The sequence below is a fragment of the Rhizobium sp. CBN3 genome (assembly GCF_030518245.1).
GTDB lineage: Bacteria > Pseudomonadota > Alphaproteobacteria > Rhizobiales > Rhizobiaceae > Rhizobium > Rhizobium aethiopicum_A.
Map to the genome: position 1 here is coordinate 259717 of NZ_JAULSE010000004.1, position 19220 is coordinate 278936.

A 19220-nucleotide genomic window follows, 5' to 3' on the forward strand; every position below is an offset into this window, starting at 1 on the left:
CGCAATGGCTTATTTCTTTTTGAGACTGCTGCCGCCGCGCCCCACTTTTCCGCATGACGGCACGGGGGAAGAAATGGCGGCGATGAAACGCCATGTCGAATATTGGCATCGGCAGGCCCTTGCGGGATCGGCAATTGTTGTCGGTCCCGTGTTCGAGGGTCAAGGCGCCTTCGGCATGGCAGTCGTCGAAGTGGAGGATCAGCCGGCGGCGCAAGCTCTTGCCGACGGCGATCCGATCATCGCTTCCGGTCTCGGTTTCCGTTTCGATATTCTGCCGATGCCCTCGATCATTTTGCGGCCGCCCGCCGTCTGAAACGCATAAACGAAAACACACGAAATCAGGATTTGAACAATGGCCACAGAAATCCGCGTTCCAACTCTCGGTGAATCCGTCAGCGAGGCAACCGTCGGCACCTGGTTCAAGAAGGTCGGCGACGCCATCAAGGCCGACGAGCCGATTCTGGAGCTTGAAACCGATAAGGTGACCATCGAAGTTCCCGCGCCCGTCTCCGGCACGCTGTCGGAAATCGTCGCCGCCGCCGGCGAGACCGTCGGTCTCGGTGCGCTGCTCGGCCAGATCGCCGAAGGTGCCGGTGCTGCCGCCCCGGCTGCTGCCGCACCGGCCGCCGCTCCCGCTCAGCCGGCCCCGGCTGCCGCGGCCCAGCCGGCTGCTGCTGCCGCTGCATCGTCGTCGAGCGCTTCCGTCTCCACCATGCCGCCGGCACCAGCGGCTGCGAAGATGCTGGCTGAAAGCAATCTTTCCGCCGATCAGGTCGACGGCAGCGGCAAACGCGGCCAGGTGCTGAAGGGCGATGTCATCGCCGCCGTCGCCAAGGGCATTTCCACCCCCGCCGCGGCACCCGCCGCTCCAGCCGCCGCGCGCGGCCCGTCGACGGTAGAGGATGCCTCGCGCGAAGAGCGCGTGAAGATGACGCGCCTGCGCCAGACGATCGCCAAGCGCCTCAAGGACGCGCAGAACACCGCCGCCATGCTGACCACCTATAACGAGGTGGACATGAAGGCGGTCATGGACCTGCGCAACAAGTACAAGGACATTTTCGAGAAGAAACACGGCGTCAAGCTCGGCTTCATGGGCTTCTTCACCAAGGCGGTGACGCATGCCCTGAAGGAACTGCCGGCTGTCAATGCCGAAATCGACGGCACCGACGTCATCTACAAGAACTACTGCCATGTCGGCATGGCCGTCGGCACCGACAAGGGCCTCGTCGTTCCTGTCATCCGCGACGCTGACCAGATGTCGATCGCCGAAGTCGAGAAGGAGCTCGGCCGTCTTGCCAAGGCAGCCCGTGACGGCTCGCTCTCCATGGCCGATATGCAGGGCGGCACCTTCACCATCACCAATGGCGGTGTCTACGGTTCGCTGATGTCTTCGCCGATCCTCAACGCGCCGCAGTCCGGCATTCTCGGCATGCACAAGATCCAGGAGCGGCCGGTTGCGATCGGCGGCCAGGTGGTCATCCGTCCGATGATGTATCTGGCGTTGTCCTACGATCACCGCATCGTCGACGGCAAGGAAGCGGTCACTTTCCTCGTGCGCGTCAAGGAAAGCCTCGAAGATCCGGAACGTCTGGTTCTCGATCTCTAAGGGAGCATTTCGATGCGGAACCGGATGATGCGAGCGGCGCGCCTTCTTCTTTGCGCTGCCGCCGCGCATGCCCCGGTCTCCGCGTCGGCTGCCGGCTGGGATGTCGGCAAGGCCAGCAGCAATTTCGAGCTGGTGGCGCTCAGCGATGGGGAACTTGCCGCGAGATTGATCAGCGTGATCCACATGGGCAATGTCGAGCTGACCTCTGGCCGCATCGTCGCCGCCGATCCGCTCGCCCAGCCAGATCGCCCGGCATTGACAAGAACGGTTGCGCCCGGGGAATACCCGGTCGCCCTTTACCAAGCCTCAGGTCGCATCGCGGCGGCCGGCGTGCGGTTTGCCGAGGGCAAGCCCGATCACTGGGAACTGGCGGTCGTGCCCGGCCAAGATCCGGCGACACTGAAGGACGATGAGATCTTCGGCTATCCCGTCGATGCCGGTCTCGGCTGCTATATGGATGCCGATACGCTGGCGCGGATCGACGAGCGGCAAGCGCAGGTCCAGGCGCAGAAGCCGGATGCCGACATCAATTATTACGACGACGTGCTGGCTTCGGAGCTCGATGCCAACAAGAACCACTATGCGCTGCACCGGCCGATTGCCGGCAAGAAGGGTAATGTCGCCGTGTTCTGGAGTGGCTGGGGCGACGGTGTCTATCCTGTCTTCTGGGGCCTCGACAAGGACGGCCGTCCATTGGTGCTGTTGACGGATTTTGGTGTGATCGAGAATGCCGACGGACGGCGAGAGCCGAAGGTGCAATGAGCGGGACGATCGGGATCATGGCAGGACGGAGAGGTGCGGCTGCGATTGCAGCTGCCGCGGTTTTCGCCATTCCGGTTGTTGCGTTCGCCGCCGACTGCAAACAAGAGCAGGCCGTCTACGTCGATCGTGACGGCGCCTATGAACTGCGTTTTACGCCGCTGAATTCTCCCTCGGCGGCCGCCAGCAACCAGTTCAAGGTCAATGCGCTCAAGACATCCGTCGTCATGGAAGGCTACGTGATGCCATTGGAAGATCCGGTGCGGGCGATCGGCATCCTGATGTTCAACTGCCCGGAGGGAGACGCGACCGGCGCCGACCTCGATGCATGCACCATCTGGCAGGGCGCCGTCTACAGTATGAATGCCAAGGGCGAGATGGACAATCTACAGCCGGAGGGTGCGGCGGCGGCCGAAAAGATCGTGCTTCCCGGCCTTGGTCCCGCCATTCGTGAATCGAGCGCCTGGGGCGAGGGCAAGGCTTCGGTGGCGCCATGGGATGTGCTGACTTTCAAGGAGTGTGCGACATGAGTGATGCACCTGTTGTTCTCGTAACCGGCGGAAGCCGAGGTATTGGCGCCGCGGTCTGCCGGCTCGCCGCGCGCCAGGGCTGGCGCGTCGCCGTGAATTACGCCTCCAGCCGACAGGCGGCGGAGGCTGTCGTTGCGGCGATCACTGAGGCCGGCGGCGAGGCCGTGGCGATCCAGGGCGATGTCGGCACGGCTGCCGATATCGTCGCGATGTTTGCCGCGGTCGATCGCCATTTCGGCCGGCTCGACGGGCTGGTCAACAATGCCGGCATTGTCGATTATCCCCGGAGGGTCGACGAGATGGCGATCGAGCGGATCGAAAGGATGCTGCGCGTCAATGTGACCGGCTCCATTCTGTGCGCGGGAGAGGCCGTTCGCCGCATGTCGAGCCGTTACAGTGGGCGGGGCGGGGCGATCGTCAACGTTTCGTCGATGGCGGCAATCCTCGGCTCGGCGACGCAGTATGTCGATTATGCGGCCTCGAAGGCGGCGATCGATACCTTCACCATCGGGCTCGCGCGTGAGGTCGCCGCGGAGGGTATTCGTGTGAATGCCGTCAGACCCGGCATCATCGAAACCGATCTGCATGCTTCGGGCGGACTGCCGGACCGGGCGCGCGAAATGGCGCCGTCGGTCCCGATGCAGCGTCCAGGCACCGCCGAGGAGGTGGCGGACGCTATCCTCTATCTTCTTTCTCCTTCCGCCTCCTATGTCACGGGCGCGATCCTCAATGTGAGCGGCGGCCGCTAGAAGGACGGGGCAAAAAAAACAGCATGCAGTATATTCTCGAATTCCTCGCCTTGATGGCCGTCTTCTCGATCTTCCTCGTCGTGTCGGGCGCCGATTTCGCCGCCATCATGACCCGCCTCGGCATGGGCTGGTTTGCCGGCGTCTCCTATTTCATCACGGTCAAGACGATCCGTGACCGCTTCATTGCCAGCGGCAAATGGTTCAACCGCATTACCGGAGCGGCACTCGTCGCCTTCGGCTTCCGCCTGGCGCTATCGCGCGCAGCCGACTAAACGAAAAATTCAAAGGGAAAGAAGCAATGTCTTATGATGTGATCATTATCGGAACCGGCCCGGGCGGCTACGTCTGCGCCGTCAAGGCAGCCCAGCTCGGCCTCAAGGTCGCCGTCGTCGAAAAGCGCGCGACCTATGGCGGCACCTGCCTGAACGTCGGCTGCATTCCGTCGAAGGCGCTGCTGCATGCTTCCGAAATGTTCCATCAGGCCGGCCACGGATTAAGCGCGCTTGGCATCGACGTGCCGGCGCCGACGCTCAACCTCGGCAATATGATGGCTCATAAGGATGCGACGGTGAAGTCGAATGTCGACGGCGTCGCCTTCCTGTTCAAAAAGAACAAGATCGACGCTTTCCAGGGTACCGGCAAGATCGTTTCGGCCGGCAAGGTTTCCGTCATCGCCGAGGACGGCTCGGTGCAGGAGATCGAGGGCAGGAACATCGTCATCGCCACCGGCTCCGACGTCGCCGGCATTCCCGGCGTGCAGGTCGAAATCGATGAAAAGACCATCATCTCGTCGACAGGCGGCATTGCGTTGGAAAAGGTGCCGGAAACGCTGATCGTCGTCGGCGGCGGCGTCATCGGCCTCGAACTCGGCTCGGTCTGGTCGCGTCTCGGCGCCAAGGTGACCGTCGTCGAATATCTCGACACCATCCTCGGCGGCATGGACGGCGAGGTCTCCAAGCAGTTCCAGCGCATGCTCGCCAAGCAGGGCATCGATTTCAACCTCAGCGCCAAGGTCACCGGCGTCGAGAAGGGCGGCAAGGGCGCCAAGGTCACGTTCGAGCCGGTCAAGGGCGGCGACGCGGTGACGCTCGACGCCGAAGTCGTGCTGATCGCCACCGGCCGCAAGCCCTACACCGCAGGCCTCGGCCTGGAAGAGGCAGGCGTGGCCCTCGACAATCGCGGCCGCGTCGAGATCGACGGCCACTTCAAGACTAATGTCGCCGGCATCTATGCGATCGGCGACGTGGTGAAGGGTCCGATGCTGGCGCACAAGGCGGAAGACGAGGGTGTGGCGCTCGCCGAAATCCTCGCCGGTCAGCATGGCCACGTCAATTATGAGGTCATTCCGAGCGTCGTTTATACCCAGCCGGAGATCGCTTCGGTCGGCAAGACCGAGGAAGAGCTGAAGGTGGCGGGCATTGCCTACAAGGTCGGCAAGTTCCCGTTCACCGCAAACGGCCGCGCCCGCGCGATGCTGGCGACCGACGGCTTCGTCAAGATCCTCGCGGACAAGGAGACCGACCGCGTGCTCGGCGGCCATATCGTCGGCTTCGGCGCCGGCGAGATGATCCACGAGATCGCCGTGCTGATGGAATTCGGCGGCTCGTCGGAAGATCTCGGCCGGACCTGTCATGCACATCCGACGATGTCCGAAGCGGTCAAGGAGGCTGCACTCGCGACCTTCTTCAAGCCGATCCATATGTAATCTTACATCTTCGTAATGAAGCGCGCAGCCGCTTGCCGAGAGGCAAGCGGCTGTTTTAGTTGTCTCATATCGCAGAGTTCGAGCATCCGGGGGAGATCAGGAATGCAGCAGCCGTCCATCCTGAGTTACAGTCTCAGCCAACGTTTCCTCCACTGGGCGGTGGCGTTGCTGATCTTCTTCAATCTGCTGTTTCCCGACGGGATGAATATCTGGCACCATCTCGTTCGCAGGGGCGAGGTGCCGACGCCCGAGCAGATTGCCTCGGCGAATATTCATGCCTATGTCGGCATCGCCATTCTGCTGCTTGCCGTGCTCAGGCTCTGCCTGCGTTTTATGCAGGGTGTGCCGCCCGAGGTTTCGCAGGAGCCGGCGATCTTTCGTCTCGGGGCAAAGTTCGCCCATGCCGGGCTTTATATCCTGCTCTTCGCGCTGCCGCTTTCCGGCATCGCCGCTTACTATTTCGGCATCAATCCCGCCGGCTTCGTTCACGCGGATGTCTTGAAGGTCATTCTTTGGGGGCTGATCGCTGCCCACGTCGCAGGCGCGCTCGTCCATCAGTTCTATTGGAAAAGCAATGTGCTGCGCCGCATGACCCTCGGCTGACGAAAACGAGTTCAGTTCACGGCGGTGACGGTGAAGCCCTGCTTGCGCAGTAATTCGATGACGCCGTCCTTGCCGGGCAGATGCAGGGCGCCGACGGCCATGAAGACGTTGCCGCCGTCGAGAATGGGGGCGGCGCGTTCCGCCATCACCCTGTTTCGATCGAGGATGACCCGCTGTTCGAAGGTGGCATAGTCGCTGCTTTCGCCTTCGTTCTCCGGTGTCACTGTCTTCAGCATCGGCATGGTCATGCCGATATCGCCGGAGAGGTAGAGATCGGTCATCGTTTCGACGACATCATTCATCTTGGCTCCGAGTTCCAGCGTCTCGATCAGCGACTTCATATGGAATTCGACCGGCAGATCGGCCATGGCCTGGATCTGCTCCGCAAGGGTTTCCAGCCCCTTGACCTCCTTGCCTTCGGCAACGGCGTCGGTGGCGATTTTCTGGTCGAGAAACTGCACACCTCTGGCCTTGCGGGCGAGTTCGCAGACCGGAAGGGCGACGGCGCTGGAGATCATCCATGGCCGCATGCGGGAGACGGCGCTGAGCGGGATGCCGCGCTGCTTGAGGCCGGCTTCCAGGCGCTTGTAGTCCTCGGCAGAGAGCAGCTTATCGATCGTCGTGCCGTCGGTGAACATCGTCAGTTCCGGCCGTGCGAGCAGGGCGGCGGTCGCCTTGCGCTCATCGAGGATCTCGTCGGATTCGATGATGATCGTCTTGGCTGCGTCGTGGGCCGCCTGGGCGCGCGGCGGCAGGGCAAGCACGCGGGGATCGGTCACATGCATGCTGCCAAGCAGCCATGAGGGGGCAAGTCCGGGCTTTTCGATCTTCCAGAAGATGCCCTTGCCGTTCGGCGTTGCCTCGGCTTCCTTGACCGCCTCAGCATATCGGGCGGGGTCGCTCTGCTGCAAGTCGACTATGAGATTGCGGCCGGTGCAGGCTGTGTCTTCGGCCGCCGCCGGCCTTGCGGCGAGGAGGGCGACAAACAGAGCCGCAACAAGCAGCATGTGGAAGGCTGCAATCAGCCAGAGCAGCAGATTGCCCGGTGCTGCGAGGAAAAAAACCCGGCGGTTGATCGAAGTCGTCATCATGGTGTTCCCCACATGCCCTATCGCTTCTGCTCTACGCTCGGCTTGCGCATAATCCTTTAAGAGATTGCGTTAACGAAAACTTAGCACATTGCTTCAGGCGGATTCATGGGCGCTGAGCTTGTCGACAATATGGGATGCCGTCGTCACAAGCGCTGCGCGTTTTGGACGACATCCATCAAGCGCGCGGATGGGCTCGATCATACACCTCAAGCAACCGCGATGCATCGACGCCGGTATAGACCTGTGTTGTCGAAAGGCTGGCGTGGCCGAGCAGTTCCTGGATGGTGCGCAGATCGCCGCCGCCGGCGAGCAGATGGGTGGCGAAAGAGTGGCGGAGCGCATGCGGCGTTGCCGTCTCCGGCAGGCCGAAGGCGCCGCGCAGCTTCTGCATGGACCGCTGGATGATCGCTGCCTGCAGCTTGCCGCCGCGGGCGCCGCGAAACAGCGGCTCACCGCTTTCGAGATCATATGGGCAGAGCGCGTGGTATTTCTCGACCGCGTCGAAAACGACGGGCAAAAGCGGCACCAACCGTGTCTTGTTGCCCTTGCCGGTGATGCGCAACGTCGTCGAGCCCTTTTGCAGGTCGGCGGGAACGAGATCCAGCGCTTCGGAAATGCGCAGGCCGCAGCCGTAGAGCAGGGTCATGACAGCCGCATCGCGCGCGGCGATCCAGGGTTCGTCATGCAATTGGGCTTGATCGCTGACGATGGTGATCGCCTGCGTGTCCGACAGCGGTTTGGGGAGCGACTTCGGCTGTTTCGGCGAACGGATCGCGCCGGCGCCGGCGGCATTGACCAGGCCCTTCTTTTCCAGGTGGCGCAAAAGCGAACGAAGGCCGGCGAGATTGCGGCCGAGCGAACGGGCGCCGGAGCCTTGCCTGCGCCGAGCAGCCAGGAAGGCGCGGAAATCGGCGGGGCGCAATTCCCTGATATCGCCGAGCGTTGCCGGGCCGGCGAGATGAACGGTCAGGAAGGTCAGAAACTGGCGGGTGTCGCGCTCATAGGCATCGAGCGTATGCTCGGAAAGACGGCGTTCACTAGCGAGGTTTTCGAGCCACGCAGCGCGTTCCGCCATCAGGCGCGGGTCGGCGATTACAAGCAGTTCATTCACGTTGCTGGCCTTGAATTTGCCTTTAAGTCCGCCAATTTGAAGCAGGAACGGTTATGGAATTGCTAATGCCGGCCAAGCCTTTGTCATCCTTCGATCATATTGTACTGCGATAGCTTACAGCCCATAGACAGGATCTTTCATGGCACGGCGCGATTCCATGACGGCTTTCGGACAACTCGCGGAAGCGATCGCTCTTGTTTCGCAGGGAAAGCCCGGTCACATCGTCGATACGCTGATTGCCGAACGCGGCCAAAGGATCGTGAAACATCCACTTTGGCCGATCATGCGACCGTTCCTCTACACGCTTCTGCGCTACAACAAGGCGATCGAATTCGCCAATGCGGTTGCCAACATGCCGGGTTTCCAGTCGTTCGAATATCTGAGCGACGTGTTGAAGCTCGACATCGGCGTCGCCAACGGCGAACGCATTCCTGAGAGCGGCGGCTTCATCCTCGTCAGCAATCACCCCACAGGCATTGCCGATGGGGTCGCCGTATTCGACCTGCTGAAAACGCGCCGGCCCGATATGATGTTCTTTGCCAATCGCGATGCGATCCGCGTCAATCCGCGTTTTGCTGAAATGGTCATCCCCGTCGAATGGCGGGAGGAGCACAAGAGCAAGCTCAAGGCGCGCGAGACGCTGCAATTGACGAACCACGCCGTGCGGGAAGGCAAGGCCACCGTGCTCTTTCCATCGGGCCGCATCGCCTATTGGGCCAATGGCCGGCTCAATGAGCGCCCATGGAAAACGTCGGCGGTTGGGCTGGCGCGCAAATACAATCTGCCGATTCTTCCGGTCCACATGACGGCCCGCAATTCCGGCCTTTTTTATTGGCTGGCGAAGTGGTCGACGGAGCTGCGCGACATGACGGTTTTCCACGAACTCTTGAACAAGCGCGGCGACCGTTTCGATTTCGTGATCGGCAGTCTCATTCCCGCCGAACATCTCGATGGCGATGTCAACGAGGTGACGAAGGCGCTGGAGAAACATACGGTCCACGACATGGCCCGCGATGGGGACGCGACCTTCGTGCCGGTCGCCGGGCCGGCTGCGGCGATGCCGCGCGAGATGTCGGTTCTGGCCGTCTAGAACCGTGACGATCGACATTCGCATCTTCCGTGATCGTTTGCCGGAGGCGATGATGGGACTTGCGCACGACGCCCGGCAGGAAGGCCATCTCCATATCGGCCGGCTTATCGATGAGTGGGCAGCAGGCGACATCCGCTTCGCGCGTGACGGCGAAAGGCTGCTCGGCGCCTTTGTAGGCCAAGCACTCGTTGGTGTTGGTGGCATGACCATCGAACCCGCCATGCCGGAAGCGTTGCGGATGCGGCGTTTCTACGTTCGCCCCGCGATGCGCGGTCGCGGCGTCGGCCGGATGCTTGCTCTGGCGCTTGTGGATCACGCGCGACGCTTCTGCCGTTGTGTCACCGTCCATGCGGGAAACGACGGTGCGGCGAAATTTTGGGAGTCGCTCGAGTTTCGTCCCCTTGACCAGGATGGCTATACCCATGTTCTCGATCTGCGCGGTTGAGGCGAGATCGCACACCATCATGCGCCGATCTCCTGGAGGCGGACGGCCTGGCGGGCCAAAAGCCGCTCGACATCGGCAATGTCGAGCGCCGAAAGTCTAGGCCCCGGCTTGCGCAAGGCGGGGGACTTGATGACGCCGCGCTTGGCCAGCACGTATTTGCGGCAGGCAAGGCCGATGCCCTGTTGCTGTTCATAGCGGGCGAGCGGCAGATAGGCATCGAAGATTTCGTGGGCGCGCTCGGCATTGCCGGCCCTATAGGCGTCGACGACGCCGATCATCATCTCGGGATAACAGAAGCCGGTCATGGCGCCATCGGCGCCGCGGCCCATCTCCTCCGGCAGGAAAAGCCCGCCATTGCCGCAGAGGATGGAGATGCGCCGCATGCCGCCCTTGTCGCTGGCTGCGCGAAGCGCGGTGATTTTCGACAGGCCCGGCCAATCCTCGTGTTTGAGCATGACGCAATTGGGCACGTCCCTGACGATGCGCTCGATGACCGCGGGTGCGATCGTCACATTGGTGGTGAGCGGGTAGTCCTGCAGCACGAAGGGCGTATCACCCAGGGTTTCACCAACCGACTGGTAGAAGGCGAAGACCTGATCGTCGGTCCTGATGGTCCAGGGCGGCGCAACCATGACGCCGGCGGCACCTTCGCCCATGACGGCCTTGGCGAGCTCACTCATCGGGGCAAGTCCGGGCGCCGACACGCCGACGACCACCGGCAGGCGCCCATCGAGGCGCTTCAGCACACGCTCGACCACGATCCGCGATTCCTCGGCAGTCAGCTTCGGGGCCTCGCCGAGCTGGCCGAGCACCGTCAGGCCGGTGACGCCGGCGCCTTCATAGAAATCGACCATGCTGTCGATGCTTTCGAGATCGAGCGCGCCGTCATCGGCAAAGGGAGTTACGGCAATAACGTAGACGCCTTTGGCATTCTCGGTCAGTCTGGCCATTCAGTCTCCGATTCAGCTGTCGAACAAATCTTTCGGCAATCTTGGCGGCCAATTGCTTGCCCCGCAACCTTTTCGTCAAGGCGCGGTCCATCTTGGCGAGTCTTCGTTATCCACGTTGTCGCCCGACGAACCATCGCGTCTTTGCGGTTCCAATTCCATCGATTTGCGGGCATGGTCTCGCGCGATGAGCATAGATTCGTCCGATCTCTTTGGCGCGCTTTTCGAAGCACCGCCCGTGAACCGAACGGTTCCGGTGCTGGTGCCGATGCCGGCGCCGAAACCCTATTCCTACTCGGTGCCGGAGGGCATGGCGATCGAGCCCGGCTCGGTCGTGCAGGTGCCACTCGGGCCGCGGCAGGTGATCGGCGTCGTCTGGGACGGCGGCGAAGATGGCGTCGATCCGAAGAAGCTTCGGCCGATCAGCCATGTCTTCGATTGCCCGCCGCTTTCCAAGGAGATGCGGGATTTCATCGATTGGGTGGCGAGCTACACACTCTCCCCGCCCGGCCTCGTCGCGCGCATGGCGCTCAGGGCGCCGAACGCCTTCGAGCCGGAGCCGATGGTGGAGGGGCTGAAATTCGTCGGCGGCGAACCCGAGCGGATGACACCGGCGCGTGCGCGCGTGCTCGCGGCCGCTTCCGACGGCCTGTCCTGGACGCGCAGCGGTCTGGCGCATGCGGCCGGCGTTTCGACGAGCGTCGTCGATGGGCTGATCACGCTCGGCATTTTCGAAACGGTGTTCCTGCCGCCGCCGCCTGTTGTGGCGATGCCGGATCCCGATTTTGCCGCCGCGCGCCTCGAAGGGCCGCAGAAAGAGGCGGCCGTGGAAATCGTCTCCGACGTCTGCCGGGGCGAATTTTCGGTGTCGCTGATCGACGGCGTGACCGGCTCCGGCAAAACGGAAGTTTATTTCGAGGCGATCGCCGAGACGCTGAAACGCGGCAAGCAGGTGCTGATCCTGCTGCCGGAGATCGCGCTGACGGCCAGTTTCCTCGAGCGTTTTCAGGACCGCTTCGGGGCAAAGCCGGCCGAATGGCATTCCGATCTCGCCCCGCGCATGCGCGAAAAGGTCTGGCGCCAGGCGGTGACCGGCGAGGTGCGCGTCGTCGCCGGCGCCCGCTCGGCGCTCTTCCTGCCTTTCGAGGACCTCGGCCTCATCATCGTCGACGAGGAGCACGATCCCGCTTACAAGCAGGAGGATCGCGTCTTCTATAATGCTCGCGACATGGCCGTCGTGCGCGGCCGCATCGGCGATTTTCCCGTCATCCTGGTCTCTGCGACACCGTCGGTCGAAAGCCAGGTCAACGGGCAGAACGGCCGCTACAGCACCGTCCACCTGCCCACGCGGTTCGGCGACGCGGCGCTGCCGGACCTGCATCTCATCGATATGCGCAGGCACGCGCCGGAGCGGGGCGGCTTCCTGTCGCCGGTGCTGATCCGGGCGATCGGCAAGACCGTGGAGAGGCGCGAACAGGCGCTGCTCTTTCTTAATCGGCGCGGTTATGCGCCGCTGACGCTCTGCCGGGTCTGCGGCCACCGCTTCCAATGCCCGCAATGTTCGAGCTGGCTGGTCGAGCATCGCTTCCGCAAGCAGCTGCAGTGCCATCAATGCGGCCATGCCGAGCGCACGCCGGAGGCATGCCCGGAATGCGGGACGCTCGATCATCTGGTCGCCTGCGGGCCCGGCGTCGAGCGCATCGCCGAAGAGGTGGAACGACATTTCCCCGAGGCGCGGACGATCGTTCTCTCCTCGGACATGATGGGCGGCGTGAAGCGGCTGCGGCTGGAGCTTGATGCAATCGCTAAGGGTGAGGCCGATATCGTCATCGGCACACAGCTCGTAGCCAAGGGGCATAATTTTCCGCTGATGACGCTGGTCGGCATCGTCGACGCCGATCTCGGCCTTGCCAATGGCGATCCGCGCGCGGCCGAGCGCACCTTCCAACTCCTGTCGCAGGTGACGGGCCGCGCCGGACGCACCGGTCTCAAAAGCCATGGGTTGCTGCAGACCTACCAGCCGCAGCATCCGGTCATGCAGGCCATCGTTTCCGGCGATTCGGATGCCTTTTACGAGCGCGAAATTACCGAGCGCGAACGCGCGGCATTGCCGCCCTTCGGCCGGCTCGCCTCGATCATCGTTTCGGCCGAAACGCGCCATGACGCCGAAAATCATGCGCGCGGCATGCGCAACGCAGCACCCCAGGTCTCCGGCATCTCGGTGCTCGGCCCGGCGGAAGCGGCGCTTGCCCTGGTGCGCGGCCGCCATCGCTTCCGTCTTCTGGTCCACGGGCGGCGCAATTCCGACATGCAGGGGTTTCTGCGGGCAATGCTGTCGCAATCGCCCAAGGAGCGCGGATCCGTACAGGTGCAGCTCGACATCGATCCGCAGAGTTTTCTCTAAAACATAACGCCGCCATTTCTTCCTTTTCCGGCGCATGCCATAAAGCAGCGATTTCTCCGGGTGATTTGGGGTTGATGCATGGAATTTTACTTTCCGACCGAGCTCGGTGAGCAGCTGGCGTTCTGCTCCGCCGCTTTCACGGCGCTGGCCGGTTTCATCATGATGTTTGCGCCGGGGCATGCCTTCCGTCTTCTTGGCCTCCAGGTGCAGGAGGGACGGCGGGAAGGCTTCGGCGAGGGGCGCTCGATGGGCGGCTTCTATCTCGGCTTCGGGCTTTCGGCGATCATGCTCGCGCAGGACTGGATCTATATGGCGCTCGGCGCCTCCTTCAGCATGGCTGCCTTTGCGCGGCTCATCTCGATCCTGTCCGATAAGGGGAGCAATCTGGTCAACTATTTACTTCTGGTTGTGCAGATCGTGCTGGCTGCGCTGCCGCTGCTCTATGTATTCGGCTTCATTCAAACGTGAATTTCACCGCCGGCGGGCCGCCTTGGCGGCCTGTCCGCAAGCCTTTGCGCACTTTTGCGAACAGAAATTCATGCGAAAGGCGTATTCGGACGTTACGCGTGTTGCGAGTCCGAACATCCTATGTTAGACGGACCCCGAATTTCGGAAGAAGCAAGAGGCTTCTCTTGTGATTTCTGGGGGAAATCAAAACGAATTCAAGATCATAGGTTCGGCGCCCGCCGAGAGCCGGATTTTGGATTGAAATCAGGGAAATTTGTGCCAGTGGCAGACACGTCCCAGCTTACTTCTGGTGTTGCCGAGCGCTATGCCTCGTCGCTTTTCGAGCTGGCGCTCGAACAGGGCGCCGTCGACAGCGTAACCGCCGATCTCGACCGTTTCCAGGCGATGCTGGATGAAAGCGCCGAACTGAAGCGCTTCGTCGCGAGCCCGGTTTTCTCCGCCGAGGACCAGCTGAAGGCGATCGTCGCCATCAGCGAGAGGGCCGGCATCGGCGGCTTCTTCGCCAATTTCCTGAAGGTCGTGGCGCGCAACCGCCGCCTGTTCGCCCTGCCGGGCATGATCAAGGCCTTCCGCGTCATCGCCGCGAATCACCGCGGTGAAATCTCCGCCGAGGTCACCTCGGCCCATGCTCTGACCGCAGAGCAGGAAAATGAATTGAAGGCGGCGCTGAAGGGCGTCACCGGCAAAGACGTGGCGATTGCCGTCACGGTTGATCCGTCAATTCTTGGTGGTCTGATCGTCAAGGTCGGGTCCCGTCAGATTGATACGTCTCTTCGTACCAAACTCTCTACCCTTAAGCTTGCATTGAAAGAGGTCGGCTGATGGATATCCGCGCCGCGGAAATTTCCGCAATTCTCAAAGACCAGATCAAAAATTTCGGCAAAGAGGCAGAAGTCTCGGAAGTCGGCCAGGTTCTCTCCGTCGGTGACGGTATTGCTCGCGTTTACGGTCTGGACAACGTCCAGGCCGGTGAAATGGTCGAGTTCCCCGGCGGCATCCGCGGCATGGCTCTGAACCTGGAATCTGACAACGTCGGTGTCGTTATTTTCGGCTCCGACCGCGACATCAAGGAAGGCGACACCGTCAAGCGGACCGGCGCCATCGTCGACGTTCCGGTCGGTCCGGAACTGCTCGGCCGCGTCGTCGACGCGCTCGGCAACCCGATCGACGGCAAGGGCCCAATCAATGCGACCCGCCGTTCGCGCGTCGACGTCAAGGCTCCCGGCATCATCCCGCGCAAGTCGGTTCATGAGCCGATGTCGACCGGTCTCAAGGCCATCGACGCCCTCATCCCGGTCGGCCGCGGCCAGCGCGAGCTTGTCATCGGCGACCGCCAGACCGGCAAGACCGCCATCCTTCTCGATGCCTTCCTCAACCAGAAGGCCATCCACGACAACGGTCCGGAAGGCGAGAAGCTTTATTGCGTCTACGTCGCCGTCGGCCAGAAGCGTTCGACCGTTGCCCAGTTCGTCAAGGTGCTCGAAGAGCGCGGCGCGCTGAAGTATTCGATCATCGTTGCCGCGACCGCTTCCGATCCGGCGCCGATGCAGTTCCTGGCTCCGTTCGCCGGCTGCGCGATGGGCGAATATTTCCGCGACAACGGCATGCACGCGCTGATCGGTTACGACGACCTGTCGAAGCAGGCCGTGTCCTACCGCCAGATGTCGCTGCTGCTGCGCCGCCCGCCGGGCCGCGAAGCCTATCCGGGCGACGTTTTCTACCTGCACTCGCGCCTGCTCGAGCGCGCTGCGAAGATGAACGACGACAAGGGCGCCGGTTCGCTGACCGCTCTGCCGGTCATCGAAACGCAGGGCAACGACGTGTCGGCCTTCATTCCGACCAACGTGATCTCGATCACCGACGGCCAGATCTTCCTCGAAACCGACCTGTTCTATCAGGGTATCCGTCCGGCCGTTAACGTCGGTCTCTCGGTTTCCCGCGTCGGCTCGTCGGCACAGATCAAGGCGATGAAGCAGGTCGCCGGCTCGATCAAGGGCGAACTTGCCCAGTATCGTGAAATGGCCGCCTTCGCCCAGTTTGGTTCTGACCTCGACGCTGCAACGCAGCGCCTCTTGAACCGCGGCGCACGCCTGACCGAACTCCTGAAGCAGCCGCAGTTCTCGCCGCTGAAGACGGAAGAGCAGGTCGCCGTGATCTTCGCCGGCGTCAACGGCTACCTCGACAAGCTGCCGGTCGCTCAGGTCGGCAAGTTCGAACAGGGCCTGTTGTCCTATCTGCGTTCGGAAGGCTCCGCCATCCTCGATGCGATCCGCACGGAAAAGGCTATCAGCGATGACACGAAGGGCAAGCTCGTTGCTGCTCTCGACAGCTTCGCCAAGTCTTTCCAGTAATCGGGCCCTAAGTTAGGACGGATCACGGATGCCTTCACTCAAGGATCTGAAAAACCGGATCGCCTCCGTCAAGGCGACGCAGAAGATCACCAAGGCGATGAAAATGGTCGCCGCGGCGAAGCTTCGGCGTGCGCAGGAGGCGGCCGAGGCCGCCCGGCCTTATTCGCAGCGCATGGGTGCGGTTCTGGCGAACATCGCCAAGGCCGTCACCGATGCGGATGGCGCACCGGCGCTGATGACCGGCAGCGGCCAGGACAAGGTCCATCTTCTGGTGGTCTGCACGGCCGAACGCGGTCTCTGCGGCGGCTTCAATTCGCAGATTGCCCGCTTTGCACGCGACCATGTCCGCAAGCTGCTGGCCGAGGGCAAGACGGTGAAGATCTTCACCGTCGGCAAGAAGGGTTACGACATCCTTCGCCGCGAATTTGCGCCGTTGATCATCGAGCGCAAGGAACTGCGCGAAGTCAAGAAGATCGGTTTCGAGAATGCCGACCAGATCGGCAAGCGCATCATCGACATGTTTGCCGCCGGCGAGTTCGACGTCTGCACGCTGTTCTACTCCGAATTCAAGTCGGTCATCTCACAGGTTCCGACCGCGCAGCAACTGATCCCGGCCAAGGCTCCGGAAGCGGTCGCTGAAGATGCCGCTCATGCCGGCGCCGTCTATGAATATGAGCCGGATCCGGCGTCGATCCTCGACGATCTGATCCCGCGCAACATCTCCGTCCAGATCTTCCGCGCGCTTCTTGAGAACGTCGCAGGCGAGATGGGCGCCAAGATGAGCGCTATGGACAATGCCACGCGCAATGCCGGTGAGATGATCAACAAGCTGACGCTGAACTACAACCGTCAGCGTCAGGCTCAGATCACCAAGGAACTGATTGAAATCATTTCGGGCGCGGAAGCGCTCTGAATTAGGGAAAGAGGGTAAGAAAATGGCTGAGGCAGCTACCCGCTCTGTCGGCAAAGTCACCCAGGTTATCGGCGCCGTCGTCGACGTTGCTTTCGAAGGCGAACTGCCGGCGATTTTGAACGCGCTTGAAACCGACAACAACGGCAACCGCCTGGTTCTCGAAGTCGCTCAGCATCTGGGCGAAAACGAAGTCCGCACGATCGCGATGGACTCGAGCGAAGGTCTCGTTCGCGGCCAGCAGGTCACCGATACCGGCGCTCCGATCATGGTTCCGGTCGGCAACGAAACGCTCGGCCGCATCATGAACGTCATCGGCGAGCCGGTCGACGAAGCAGGTCCGCTGGTCACCGCGCACAAGCGCGCCATCCACCAGGATGCGCCGGCTTATGTCGATCAGTCAACGGAAGCACAGATCCTTGTCACCGGCATCAAGGTCGTCGACCTTCTGGCTCCCTATGCGAGGGGCGGCAAGATCGGCCTGTTCGGCGGTGCCGGCGTCGGCAAGACCGTTCTGATCATGGAACTGATCAACAACGTCGCCAAGGCGCACGGTGGTTACTCGGTCTTCGCAGGCGTGGGTGAGCGTACCCGCGAAGGCAACGACCTTTACCATGAAATGATCGAATCGAACGTCAACAAGCATGGCGGCGGCGAAGGCTCCAAGGCCGCGCTGGTTTACGGGCAGATGAACGAACCGCCGGGCGCCCGCGCCCGCGTCGCTCTGACCGGCCTGACCGTCGCTGAACATTTCCGCGATCAGGGCCAGGACGTTCTGTTCTTCGTCGACAACATCTTCCGCTTCACCCAGGCTGGTTCGGAAGTGTCGGCTCTGCTCGGCCGTATTCCTTCGGCCGTGGGCTATCAGCCGACGCTCGCAACCGACATGGGTCAGATGCAGGAACGCATCACGACGACGACGACGGGCTCGATCACCTCGGTCCAGGCCATTTACGTTCCGGCCGACGACTTGACCGACCCGGCACCGGCAACCTCGTTCGCCCACCTGGACGCAACGACGGTTCTGTCGCGCTCCATTGCTGAAAAGGGCATCTACCCGGCCGTCGACCCGCTCGACTCCACCTCGCGCATGCTCGACCCGATGGTCGTCGGCGAAGAGCACTACGAAGTTGCCCGTAAGGTTCAGTCGACGCTGCAGCGCTACAAGGCCCTGCAGGACATCATCGCCATCCTGGGCATGGACGAACTGTCGGAAGAGGACAAGATTGCCGTCGCCCGCGCCCGCAAAATCGAGCGCTTCCTGTCGCAGCCGTTCTTCGTCGCAGAAGTCTTCACCGGTTCGCCGGGCAAGCTGGTTGCTCTCGAAGACACGATCAAGGGCTTCAAGGGCCTCGTCAACGGCGAATACGACAATCTGCCGGAAGCCGCCTTCTACATGGTCGGTTCGATGGACGAAGCTATCGAGAAGGCCAAGAAGCTCGCTGCTGCTTGATGAGCGACGCTCAGGACGAGATATTCTGCTGCGACTCCCTCAAAGGGGTCGTGGCGGAACTTCCGGAACCGGCCGCGCCGACTGTCTATCGTGCCGATAACGGCGTGCTGATGATGGTCGTCGGACTGGTTCAGACCGAGGAGGGCCTCGGATATCTCGACCAGGCCATACTGCACTGCCCGTTCTGCGGGACAAAATTGCAAGATGCAAAAGCCATAGCCGAGAAGGTAAGTCACTGATGGCTGACAATTTCAACTTTGAGCTCGTTTCGCCGGAGCGTCTGCTGCTGTCGGAGATGGTGACGGAGGTCGTCGTTCCCGCGACCGAGGGCGAGATGACCGTCATGGCGAACCACGCGCCGACGATGACGACGATCAAGCCGGGCGTGGTGAGCGTGCGTTCGGCGTCCGGCAAGAAGCAGGACTACGTGGTGTTCGGCGGTTTTGCTGATATTCTGCCGACGGGTTGCACACTGCTGGCCGAATCCGCCGTTCCGGTCGAGGAACTCCATAAGGACGAGCTGACCCGCCGCATCGAGGCTGCCCGCAAGGAGCTTGAACATGCCGAGCTGAACGAGCATAAGTCGAAGCTCGAGCACTTCATCATGGAACTGACGCATCTTCGCGGCATCGTCCAGGATTGATCACACCGACAGCATCACTGAAAGGCGGCCCTCGAAGGCCGCTTTTTTTGTTTTTGCCGTCTTCGAGCGAAGATCGAAGCCACATCATCGAAGAGCTTGAAAGAAAGAGTGGGCGTTCAAAGCCGCTTTTGCCCGGCTTATAACGGAAAAGCCACACTTGCAGCGCCGTCCGCCCCCAAGGCGCGCAAAGGCGCTGCGGCCCTTAATAAACCCATAGTGTTTTTCTGATTTGGGTCGATGTGCTGAAGCACGTCGCGATCTTTCAGATTCGCTTGTCGTGCTTCAGCGCCTTGTTTTGCCATGTCGTTTTCGTGGCCGCACATCTTTGCGCGCCATGCTTTGAACCGGGTAGACT

The 19220-nt window shown here is 62.0% G+C and carries 22 protein-coding genes; 18 read left to right on the plus strand and 4 right to left on the minus strand.

The genetic code is table 11. The features are described from left to right. Positions 1-4 precede the first annotated feature (4 nt). From QWJ46_RS09040 to QWJ46_RS09075, 8 genes are all read left to right on the plus strand, one after another. The gene (locus QWJ46_RS09040) at positions 5-313 is read left to right on the plus strand and encodes a YciI family protein (RefSeq protein WP_184454793.1); all 309 of its coding nucleotides are present in this window, start codon (positions 5-7) and stop codon (positions 311-313) included. A 39-nt stretch (positions 314-352) separates the two neighbouring features. After that, positions 353-1606 carry a 2-oxoglutarate dehydrogenase complex dihydrolipoyllysine-residue succinyltransferase gene (gene odhB, locus QWJ46_RS09045; protein ID WP_302750781.1) on the plus strand — a complete coding sequence of 418 codons (1254 nt, stop codon included), beginning with the start codon at positions 353-355 and terminating at the stop codon, positions 1604-1606. Positions 1607-1618: 12 nt separating this feature from the next. Beyond that, positions 1619-2368 (plus strand): DUF4241 domain-containing protein, encoded by a 750-nt coding sequence (locus QWJ46_RS09050; protein WP_302750783.1) that lies wholly within the window; start codon positions 1619-1621, stop codon positions 2366-2368. Next, positions 2365-2895, plus strand: coding sequence for a hypothetical protein (locus QWJ46_RS09055; protein ID WP_302750785.1), 531 nt, complete (start codon positions 2365-2367; stop codon positions 2893-2895). The genes QWJ46_RS09050 and QWJ46_RS09055 overlap by 4 nt, the downstream gene beginning before the upstream one ends. Beyond that, the gene (locus tag QWJ46_RS09060) at positions 2892-3644 is read left to right on the plus strand and encodes an SDR family oxidoreductase (protein ID WP_302750786.1); all 753 of its coding nucleotides are present in this window, start codon (positions 2892-2894) and stop codon (positions 3642-3644) included. Before QWJ46_RS09055 ends, QWJ46_RS09060 begins: the two co-directional genes overlap by 4 nt. Positions 3645-3667: 23 nt before the next feature. Further along, entirely contained in the window at positions 3668-3916 is a 249-nt protein-coding gene (locus QWJ46_RS09065; protein WP_302750787.1) for a hypothetical protein, read from the plus strand. Between the two features lie 26 nt (positions 3917-3942). Further along, complete coding sequence (gene lpdA, locus QWJ46_RS09070) at positions 3943-5349, plus strand: dihydrolipoyl dehydrogenase (protein WP_302750788.1); 1407 nt, start codon at positions 3943-3945, stop codon at positions 5347-5349. 102 nt (positions 5350-5451) lie between these two features. Continuing rightward, positions 5452-5952: a cytochrome b gene (locus tag QWJ46_RS09075; RefSeq protein WP_302750789.1), complete on the plus strand. Its 501-nt coding sequence runs from the start codon at positions 5452-5454 to the stop codon at positions 5950-5952. A gap of 11 nt (positions 5953-5963) precedes the next feature. Here the strand turns inward: QWJ46_RS09075 and QWJ46_RS09080 are convergent, their stop codons facing one another. Together QWJ46_RS09080 and QWJ46_RS09085 are read right to left on the minus strand one after the other, a co-directional pair. Next, entirely contained in the window at positions 5964-7040 is a 1077-nt protein-coding gene (locus QWJ46_RS09080) for a TraB/GumN family protein (RefSeq protein WP_302750887.1), read from the minus strand. Positions 7041-7218: 178 nt separating this feature from the next. Further along, a complete protein-coding gene (locus tag QWJ46_RS09085; protein WP_302750791.1) occupies positions 7219-8154 on the minus strand; it encodes a tyrosine recombinase XerC in 936 nt (311 codons plus the stop codon). 139 nt (positions 8155-8293) lie between these two features. Between QWJ46_RS09085 and QWJ46_RS09090 the strand changes: the two genes are divergently transcribed. Further along, complete coding sequence (locus QWJ46_RS09090; protein WP_184454802.1) at positions 8294-9244, plus strand: GNAT family N-acetyltransferase; 951 nt, start codon at positions 8294-8296, stop codon at positions 9242-9244. Positions 9245-9248: 4 nt separating this feature from the next. Further along, positions 9249-9689 carry a GNAT family N-acetyltransferase gene (locus tag QWJ46_RS09095; protein WP_302750793.1) on the plus strand — a complete coding sequence of 147 codons (441 nt, stop codon included), beginning with the start codon at positions 9249-9251 and terminating at the stop codon, positions 9687-9689. Between the two features lie 17 nt (positions 9690-9706). Here the strand turns inward: QWJ46_RS09095 and QWJ46_RS09100 are convergent, their stop codons facing one another. After that, positions 9707-10639, minus strand: a complete 933-nt coding sequence (locus tag QWJ46_RS09100; RefSeq protein WP_302750795.1) for a dihydrodipicolinate synthase family protein — start codon at positions 10637-10639, stop codon at positions 9707-9709. A gap of 184 nt (positions 10640-10823) precedes the next feature. Here QWJ46_RS09100 and QWJ46_RS09105 point away from each other — a divergent pair, with 184 nt between their 5' ends. The 8 genes from QWJ46_RS09105 (at position 10824) to QWJ46_RS09140 (ending at position 18865) form a co-directional block, all read left to right on the plus strand. After that, complete coding sequence (locus tag QWJ46_RS09105) at positions 10824-13040, plus strand: primosomal protein N' (protein WP_302750797.1); 2217 nt, start codon at positions 10824-10826, stop codon at positions 13038-13040. A 78-nt stretch (positions 13041-13118) separates the two neighbouring features. Continuing rightward, positions 13119-13508 (plus strand): DUF4345 domain-containing protein, encoded by a 390-nt coding sequence (locus QWJ46_RS09110; RefSeq protein ID WP_302750799.1) that lies wholly within the window; start codon positions 13119-13121, stop codon positions 13506-13508. Positions 13509-13763: 255 nt separating this feature from the next. Further along, the gene (locus QWJ46_RS09115) at positions 13764-14330 is read left to right on the plus strand and encodes a F0F1 ATP synthase subunit delta (RefSeq protein ID WP_302750889.1); all 567 of its coding nucleotides are present in this window, start codon (positions 13764-13766) and stop codon (positions 14328-14330) included. Further along, complete coding sequence (gene atpA, locus QWJ46_RS09120; RefSeq protein ID WP_064683772.1) at positions 14330-15859, plus strand: F0F1 ATP synthase subunit alpha; 1530 nt, start codon at positions 14330-14332, stop codon at positions 15857-15859. The genes QWJ46_RS09115 and atpA overlap by 1 nt, the downstream gene beginning before the upstream one ends. Positions 15860-15887: 28 nt before the next feature. Beyond that, a complete protein-coding gene (locus QWJ46_RS09125) occupies positions 15888-16772 on the plus strand; it encodes a F0F1 ATP synthase subunit gamma (protein WP_184454807.1) in 885 nt (294 codons plus the stop codon). Between the two features lie 22 nt (positions 16773-16794). Beyond that, complete coding sequence (gene atpD, locus QWJ46_RS09130) at positions 16795-18222, plus strand: F0F1 ATP synthase subunit beta (RefSeq protein ID WP_302750801.1); 1428 nt, start codon at positions 16795-16797, stop codon at positions 18220-18222. Beyond that, on the plus strand, positions 18222-18461 hold the full coding sequence (locus tag QWJ46_RS09135) for a hypothetical protein (protein ID WP_064696517.1): 240 nt from the start codon (positions 18222-18224) through the stop codon (positions 18459-18461). The genes atpD and QWJ46_RS09135 overlap by 1 nt, the downstream gene beginning before the upstream one ends. Then, a complete protein-coding gene (locus tag QWJ46_RS09140) occupies positions 18461-18865 on the plus strand; it encodes a F0F1 ATP synthase subunit epsilon (protein ID WP_302750802.1) in 405 nt (134 codons plus the stop codon). The genes QWJ46_RS09135 and QWJ46_RS09140 overlap by 1 nt, the downstream gene beginning before the upstream one ends. A gap of 137 nt (positions 18866-19002) precedes the next feature. On the opposite strand, the gene QWJ46_RS09145 is transcribed toward QWJ46_RS09140, so the two are convergent. After that, the gene (locus QWJ46_RS09145) at positions 19003-19167 is read right to left on the minus strand and encodes a hypothetical protein (protein WP_302750803.1); all 165 of its coding nucleotides are present in this window, start codon (positions 19165-19167) and stop codon (positions 19003-19005) included. Positions 19168-19220: the final 53 nt, after the last annotated feature.

Coding starts and splice junctions, on each gene's coding strand:
- QWJ46_RS09040 (WP_184454793.1), top strand. CDS start 5: ATGGCTTATTTCTTTTTGAGACTGCTGCCGCCGCGCCCCACTTTTCCG.
- odhB (WP_302750781.1), top strand. CDS start 353: ATGGCCACAGAAATCCGCGTTCCAACTCTCGGTGAATCCGTCAGCGAG.
- QWJ46_RS09050 (WP_302750783.1), top strand. CDS start 1,619: ATGCGGAACCGGATGATGCGAGCGGCGCGCCTTCTTCTTTGCGCTGCC.
- QWJ46_RS09055 (WP_302750785.1), top strand. CDS start 2,365: ATGAGCGGGACGATCGGGATCATGGCAGGACGGAGAGGTGCGGCTGCG.
- QWJ46_RS09060 (WP_302750786.1), top strand. CDS start 2,892: ATGAGTGATGCACCTGTTGTTCTCGTAACCGGCGGAAGCCGAGGTATT.
- QWJ46_RS09065 (WP_302750787.1), top strand. CDS start 3,668: ATGCAGTATATTCTCGAATTCCTCGCCTTGATGGCCGTCTTCTCGATC.
- lpdA (WP_302750788.1), top strand. CDS start 3,943: ATGTCTTATGATGTGATCATTATCGGAACCGGCCCGGGCGGCTACGTC.
- QWJ46_RS09075 (WP_302750789.1), top strand. CDS start 5,452: ATGCAGCAGCCGTCCATCCTGAGTTACAGTCTCAGCCAACGTTTCCTC.
- QWJ46_RS09080 (WP_302750887.1), bottom strand. CDS start 7,040: ATGACGACTTCGATCAACCGCCGGGTTTTTTTCCTCGCAGCACCGGGC.
- QWJ46_RS09090 (WP_184454802.1), top strand. CDS start 8,294: ATGGCACGGCGCGATTCCATGACGGCTTTCGGACAACTCGCGGAAGCG.
- QWJ46_RS09100 (WP_302750795.1), bottom strand. CDS start 10,639: ATGGCCAGACTGACCGAGAATGCCAAAGGCGTCTACGTTATTGCCGTA.
- QWJ46_RS09105 (WP_302750797.1), top strand. CDS start 10,824: ATGAGCATAGATTCGTCCGATCTCTTTGGCGCGCTTTTCGAAGCACCG.
- QWJ46_RS09110 (WP_302750799.1), top strand. CDS start 13,119: ATGGAATTTTACTTTCCGACCGAGCTCGGTGAGCAGCTGGCGTTCTGC.
- atpA (WP_064683772.1), top strand. CDS start 14,330: ATGGATATCCGCGCCGCGGAAATTTCCGCAATTCTCAAAGACCAGATC.
- QWJ46_RS09125 (WP_184454807.1), top strand. CDS start 15,888: ATGCCTTCACTCAAGGATCTGAAAAACCGGATCGCCTCCGTCAAGGCG.
- atpD (WP_302750801.1), top strand. CDS start 16,795: ATGGCTGAGGCAGCTACCCGCTCTGTCGGCAAAGTCACCCAGGTTATC.
- QWJ46_RS09135 (WP_064696517.1), top strand. CDS start 18,222: ATGAGCGACGCTCAGGACGAGATATTCTGCTGCGACTCCCTCAAAGGG.
- QWJ46_RS09140 (WP_302750802.1), top strand. CDS start 18,461: ATGGCTGACAATTTCAACTTTGAGCTCGTTTCGCCGGAGCGTCTGCTG.
- QWJ46_RS09145 (WP_302750803.1), bottom strand. CDS start 19,167: ATGGCAAAACAAGGCGCTGAAGCACGACAAGCGAATCTGAAAGATCGC.